This is a genomic window from Pseudomonas amygdali (assembly GCF_002699855.1).
Taxonomy (GTDB): Bacteria; Pseudomonadota; Gammaproteobacteria; order Pseudomonadales; family Pseudomonadaceae; genus Aquipseudomonas; species Aquipseudomonas amygdali.
This window is the reverse complement of sequence record NZ_LKBW01000106.1, coordinates 1-6,140: the sequence shown is the minus strand read 5'-3', so window position 1 is coordinate 6,140 and position 6,140 is coordinate 1. Positions and strand designations below refer to the sequence as shown.

Annotated in this window: 4 protein-coding genes and 3 pseudogenes; 2 read left to right on the top strand and 5 right to left on the bottom strand. The window is 59.9% G+C overall.

The features are described from left to right. Positions 1-95 (top strand): annotated as a pseudogene (locus tag AO277_RS09720) (IS5/IS1182 family transposase); the annotation flags it as partial. Positions 96-117: 22 nt separating this feature from the next. Here AO277_RS09720 and AO277_RS09715 read toward each other — a convergent pair. From AO277_RS09715 to cpaB, 5 genes and pseudogenes are all read right to left on the bottom strand, one after another. After that, positions 118-834: pseudogene (locus AO277_RS09715) on the bottom strand (type II secretion system F family protein); the annotation flags it as partial. Positions 835-855: 21 nt separating this feature from the next. Further along, complete coding sequence (locus AO277_RS09710; RefSeq protein WP_044320000.1) at positions 856-2,112, bottom strand: TadA family conjugal transfer-associated ATPase; 1,257 nt, start codon at positions 2,110-2,112, stop codon at positions 856-858. Then, on the bottom strand, positions 2,112-3,302 hold the full coding sequence (locus AO277_RS09705) for a CpaE/TadZ family protein (RefSeq protein WP_044319999.1): 1,191 nt from the start codon (positions 3,300-3,302) through the stop codon (positions 2,112-2,114). The genes AO277_RS09710 and AO277_RS09705 overlap by 1 nt, the downstream gene beginning before the upstream one ends. After that, a complete protein-coding gene (locus AO277_RS09700) occupies positions 3,299-4,549 on the bottom strand; it encodes a type II and III secretion system protein family protein (protein WP_044319998.1) in 1,251 nt (416 codons plus the stop codon). The genes AO277_RS09705 and AO277_RS09700 overlap by 4 nt, the downstream gene beginning before the upstream one ends. A gap of 20 nt (positions 4,550-4,569) precedes the next feature. Beyond that, positions 4,570-5,529: a Flp pilus assembly protein CpaB gene (gene cpaB / locus AO277_RS09695; protein ID WP_044319997.1), complete on the bottom strand. Its 960-nt coding sequence runs from the start codon at positions 5,527-5,529 to the stop codon at positions 4,570-4,572. A gap of 322 nt (positions 5,530-5,851) precedes the next feature. Here cpaB and AO277_RS09690 point away from each other — a divergent pair. After that, positions 5,852-6,039: pseudogene (locus AO277_RS09690) on the top strand (Flp family type IVb pilin). The last annotated feature ends 101 nt before the right edge of the window (positions 6,040-6,140 follow it).

Below are 6,140 nucleotides of genomic sequence, written 5' to 3'. Positions count from 1 at the left end.
CTCGCTACGACAAGCTGGCCAAGAGCTACGCAGCCATGGTCACGCTGGCTTGTAGCCTACGTTGTATGCGGCAATACTTTTCGTACAAAACCTAGCGCTGTCATGTCGTACAAAACCTAGCGCTGTCATGCGGGTTTCACCGGTCATTGCGCGCAATTGGCGACCGGCCTGTTCCCGGTCACGAATCAGCTTGATCAGGTTTTCCATCAGCTCGCTGGCATTGCCGCCATATCGATGATTGACCCGCAAGCCAAGGGCAAACAGATGAAACTCGTCGCGTTCATACAGCTCGGCGAAATCCCTCGCGGCATCCGGCAGGCTGACGCCCAGTTGCACGTTCCGCTCGATACGGCTCATGCCGTCCTTGAGTGGCTGATCCGTTGCTTCGATGCCGTGCAGCACCGCGTCGGCGAGGGTTCTGCCTGATTTGAGGCTGCGTACGGTATGGTCGAGCAGTTGCGGCAATTGCTGGATCATGCGGCGCACACGCACCTCATAGCGCCACGACACAAACAGGCGCAGGGTCAGCGGCACCGCCAGCAGCGCGCTGACCGCGCCGATGCCGCCGCCCAGTCCGTAGCCGATCAGAATCAACAAGGCATAGAGCGACAAAGCCAGGCCCATGCGCTCGGTCGGTCGACCCAACCCTGCACGCAAAAAGGCCCGATCCAGGTAGGTCCATCCAGCCTTTTCAACCACAGGCTGAACCTGTCCGGCGGTCAGACGCTGCCTGACCCGTTCACTGGCGCCCTGATTGAGCGCGAGGTAGAACATGCGAATGGACGCAGTCAGCAGCAGCAAGGAGATCAGGCCGAGTACCAGTGATGCATTCATTGCGCCGCCTCCCTGAGCACGTCAGTAGCCTGGCCGCAGCTTGTCGCCTGCGGCGTGTGCAGCTTCGCGCATGAAGCCGACCCCGGTGCGGCGATCAAGGCGGAACAATGTATTGGTGACATAGATGTCATCGCGTATGCCGACTACCTCCACCACTTCGCTGACACAGCGTCGGCCATCAGGCAGGCGCGCCAGCTGGATAATCACATCCAGCGCCGCGCAGACCATCTGGCGCAGGGTTTTTTCCGGTATCAGTCGCCCGGTCAGGCCAACCAGCGTTTCCAGACGCAGCAGAGCATCCTGAGCATTGTTGGCGTGAACGGTACTCATGGAACCGTCGTGGCCGGTGTTCATCGCCGTCAATACATCGAGCACTTCGACACCACGGATCTCGCCGAGGATGATGCGGTCCGGGCGCATCCGCAGCGAGTTGCGAATCAGGTCGCTGGCGCGCACCTCGCCATGCCCCTCGGCATTGGGCGGGAGGGTTTCCAGACGCACCACGTGCGGGTGGCTGAGCTGCAGCTCGGCAATGTCCTCGATAGTGACCAGGCGCTGGTTGCTGTCGATCAACTGGCTCAGCACGTTGAGCATGGTGGTCTTGCCTGTGCCGGTACCGCCGCTGACGAGGATGTTGCAGCGTTTGCCGACCGCTTCCTGAAAAAATTCGAAAATGGACTGATCGATGGTTTGCATGGCCACCAGATCTGCGCTCTTGAGCATGTCCTTGCGAAATTTCCGGATCGACAGGCAAGGGCCATCCAGCGCAATCGGCGGGATGATGGCATTGACCCGGCTGCCGTCGGGCAGACGCGCATCGACCATAGGCGAAGATTCATCCAGGCGCCGCCCGAGTGGCGCGAGGATGCGCTGCATCACGCGCTCGACGTGGTGCGAGTCGATAAAGCGCAGGTCGGTGTGGTGCAGCACGCCATCACGTTCGACAAATACCTTGCCCGGCCCGTTGACCAGAATTTCCGTGACCGACGTGTCGCGCAGCAACACTTCAAGCGGGCCGAAACCGGTCAGCTCATCGACCAGCTCTTCGGCCAGTCGCTCCATTTCATAGCGCGAAATAGCCAGCCGCAGTCGCGCAACGTATTCGGCCACCTTGTCGATGACAAATTGCGCCAGTGCCGGTCGTGAGCCTTCGAGCAGGTTTTTGCCGCTTTCTTCGATGCCGTCGATGATGTAACGGTGCAACACCAGTTTCAGGCCTTGGCCGTCATCGGCTTGCCCGCTGCCACGCGACGAGACGCCAAACAGTTTTTCCGCCATTACCTGTTCCCCCACAGTCGAGCGAGCCAGCCCTGATCGGGTTTGTCGTGAGCCTCGGTATTGCGTGCCAGGTGCTCGCCAAGCCGACGCAGCCCGGAACACAACGCGTCGCGTGAGGCCAGCTCGAACAGCGTCACTCCCTGGTTTTTGGCGTTGAGGCGCAGCTCTGGTGCCAGCGGCAATACGGCCTGCACCGGCAGGCCGAAGGTCTTGGCCACGGTTTCCGAATTGGGTGCGACCGAGCGCTGATAGCGATCAATCAGCAGGCTGGCGTGTTGCATTCTCATGCCTTTCTCACGCCAGTTATTAAGCACCGTCAGGTTGCGTCGACAGCCCAGTACGCTCTGGTCGGCGTACCACAGCAACTGATCGCAATGGCTGACCAGCGAGCGCAGTGCCTCGCTGTCCGGCTGGCCCACGAGGTTCACGACCACATGTTGAAAATGCTGGCGCAGGGCGCTGAGCAGCATATAAAGCTCCGCTGCGCTGGACTGCTCCAGATGATCGTCGGCTTCGCTGTACGCCAGAATGCGCAGGCCGCTTTCACTGGTGGTGAACGCACTGTCGATCAGCGTTGCATCGAGCCTGCGCAAGTGGCGCAGGGCATCGCCAAAGCTGAATGTGGATTCAAGGCCGAGCATCAGCAGACTGTCGCCGCGCGGCAGGCCGAGGTCCAGCAGCAGCGTGCGTTGCCCGGTCTTGTTCACCACCATCGCCAGGTGTGTCGCGATCAAGGCTCCGTCGTCATCGCCTTGCGCGCCATACAGCACTGACAGGCCGCTCATGTTCGGGTTGGGCGTCACGGCAGGCAAACGCTTGCTCAAGCGTCTGACCAGGCCGGCGACCTCACTCGAACGAGAGCCGTAAGCGACGAAATCCCGCGCCCCGGCACGCATGGCGTTGAGCACCAGCTGGTTATCCATACCATCGCCAAGCGCGACGATGGCCAGCATCGGCTTGGCTTCCAGCGCGCTCTCGATCAGGGCGCTCTGGGTCATTAGATGCTCACGGTCCAGCCCGACGAACACCACGCTGGCAAAGGTCACGTCCACCAGCGCGAGCAGATCGTCGAGGCTGCCGGTGCCTGCGCTGACCACTTGGCCCAGTGAGCCCAAGGCACTTTGCAGCCATTCCAGATCAGTGTTGTTACGGGTGATTGCCAGGAAGGTCTGGCTCAGGCTCTGGCTCATTTGGATAACCCGTCGCGACGGTCAAAGTCGCCGTTTTCCAGAAAATACAGGCGCGGAAAGCTTGGATCGTAGGTGCGCAGCCCCTCACCCGGCAGCGAGGGCAATTGCGCGTTGGCGGCCAGCGGTTGAACCAGGTGCGGGGTGACGATCATCAGCAGTTCGCGTTCATCGCGCTGGATTTGCGAATTGCGGAAAAACGCGCCGAGAATGGGAATGTCACCCAAGCCGGGAAACTTGCCTACGGAGCCGACGTTACTGGAGCTGATCAGCCCACTGACCACAAAGCTTTCTCCGTCGGCAAGCGCGATACTGGTGTCGGTACGCCGTATGTTAAGCGCCGGCACGTTTGTGCCGGCGATGGTGATACCGGCAGAGAAATCCAGTTCGCTGACTTCGGGGGCAACTTTTAGCAGGATTCGGTCACGGCCCACTACTGTCGGCGTCAGGGTCAGGCGTACGCCAAACTCCTTGTACTCGATGGAAATACCATTGCCCTCGCCATTGGGCACAGGCACCGGGAACTCGCCCCCTGCCAGAAAGCTTGCACTTTGCCCATTGAGCGCAACAAGGCTGGGGCGGGCCAGGGTGTAGGCGTAGCCGCTGTTTTCCATGGCGTTGAGCATGCCCAGCACTTTGCTGCTGCCGCCGCCCCAGACAATATTGAAATTGCTGTTGTTCAGCGGAATGCTCGGCCTTGTGCCACTCACCGTACCGGGGGTGACGTTTACGCCGGGAACCGTGCCAGGCGCGCCGAACAGAAAGTTGTTCGAGCCCTTGCCGAATATCGAGGTACTGGCCTCCTTGAGTTTGGTGCGGCTGACTTCGATAAAGCGGATGTCGGTCTGCACCTGGCTGGGTAACTCCGCATCAGCAGATGGCGCAGTGACGCTCTCTATCATCGATGCCGTGGCCCGGCCGCGTACGAATACCATGCTCTGGCGCGGGGCGGTGGCGCAGGCGGTCCAGACCATCAGGCTGGTCGTGCCCTGCGCAACGCCCGTCAACAGAAAACCATCCGTACCGTTGACATGCACATCGGCAATTTTCGGGTCGCCGACGGCAATGCGGGTGATGGCCACAGGTGAGCGCACTTCCTGCTGAATGCCCTGATCGATTTCCACCGCCGCTGGCATTGCAGCAAGTCCTGCACAACTGCCGGAAGCGGCCCAGGCTGATTGTGCAGACAGCGCCGCGAAGGCTAACGCCAGCAGCCGGGGTTTTGTTACTGGCACGGAACAACAGCTCATCAAATGCAATCCTTGCTCAATCAGGGAGTTTGTTGCGTGATCTGGTTACCGCGTATGACCTCGACTGCGCGAGGCGTGCGAGTGGCTGCGCCCTGTGTCGGCGAGTTGGCCGGGCCCAGGCTCAGTTGTCTGAAGCTGACCAGTTGGCGGTTGGCAGAGTCCAGTCGTTCGGCGGCATCACGGCTACCGGCTTCGCTCGCCCAGTAATTCTGAAGGTTGCCCTCGTCGGCGCTGCGCACGGCCAGACGCAGGACACCGGTTTGCGACGCCAGCATCAGCCGTGCCAGCAAGGCTTCCGGTACCGCGACGGTGACGGTTCGCGCGTTGATCCGCAGCTGTTCCTGTTTAAGGCGTTCGTCAGCGTTGATGTCCTGCACCGGCTTGCCGTTGCGATCCGGGCCGAGCAGCCCGCCAACTCCAAGAACTCGCAGGGCGGGTACGACCACCTGGCTGGAGCGATTCAGGTTGCTGGTGTCCTCGGGCAGGTAAAGCAGCACATCCACATAGTCGCCTGGGCTGAGCTGCCCGGATGCGCCAATCACCTCGTCAACCTGCAACGCCAGCACTCGTTCATGAGGGCGAATCATCCGCGCCAGTGTGCCGCCTGCTTCAAAACTGTTCTCGCTAAGCCAGGTTCCGGCCGTCAGTGTTCGCCAAGTGCTGCGGCCCACCAGTTTGTCGATGTGCTCGAAACTTCCAGGCGGCGCGACCTTGAGGCGCTCTACGGTCAGGTCTTCAGCCGTGATGGGGGTATAGGCCGGTACGTCCCGGGCCAAAACTACTACGTTGTGGCGCAGCGCATCCTCGACGGGCGGAGTCGGGGGCGTCTGGGTCGATATTTCGGTGGCGTCAGGCACCGTGGGCGGCGTGACAACTGCAGGTGCCTCGGCCGGTTTGCTGACGGCGATTCCCAGATAACCGGCAATCAACGCTCCCAGCAAAAACAGGACAGCAAGCACCGTGGTAATGCGACTGCTCATGGCAACGTTCCCTTTGTCATTGCAGGACAACTTCAAACCGGTGCGACAACTTCGCAATGTGGCGCGGCGGACGACGTTCCCGTCCGTTATGTGACGTTAGCTCATGGCACTCAGAATGCCATTGTGCTTTGGTATAAAAATGCTGTTGCGTGAACAACATAGCGTTTGACCACGCCAGACGCAGGGGATGGCCAGTCTTATAACTTTCCGGTTAATGCTTTGTTGAGATTGTGGGTTTACGGATTGGAGACAATGCTGTGCAGGCAGACAGTTTCGCATGTGACACGCATGTTCGCGCCTAGAAGGCACAAGGAGAAATGAGATGTCCCTTACACGGCTATACGTAGGTACCTATATCCGGGTTAAATCCTTTATCAAAGACCGTGAAGCCGCTTCGGGTATAGAGTACGCCTTGATCGCAGCGATGGTTGCAGTGGCTATCGTTGCTTTTGTTCCCACGATAAGCGGCAGGACACTGCAATGTTTACAACTATTCAGAATGCGTTGTGAGTTGAGCACAGATGGAGATATGTCAGTAGATAGCCTAATGAGATGGTCACCCCCACACCCTGCGAGGGCTAAGCTTTAGCAGGGTGCTTTATTTTCGGAGG

Bases quoted from the DNA above. Each gene is read 5' to 3' on its own strand.
- cpaB (WP_044319997.1), bottom strand. From the start codon at position 5,529: ATGAGCAGTCGCATTACCACGGTGCTTGCTGTCCTGTTTTTGCTGGGA.
- AO277_RS09705 (WP_044319999.1), bottom strand. From the start codon at position 3,302: ATGAGCCAGAGCCTGAGCCAGACCTTCCTGGCAATCACCCGTAACAAC.
- AO277_RS09710 (WP_044320000.1), bottom strand. From the start codon at position 2,112: ATGGCGGAAAAACTGTTTGGCGTCTCGTCGCGTGGCAGCGGGCAAGCC.
- AO277_RS09700 (WP_044319998.1), bottom strand. From the start codon at position 4,549: ATGAGCTGTTGTTCCGTGCCAGTAACAAAACCCCGGCTGCTGGCGTTA.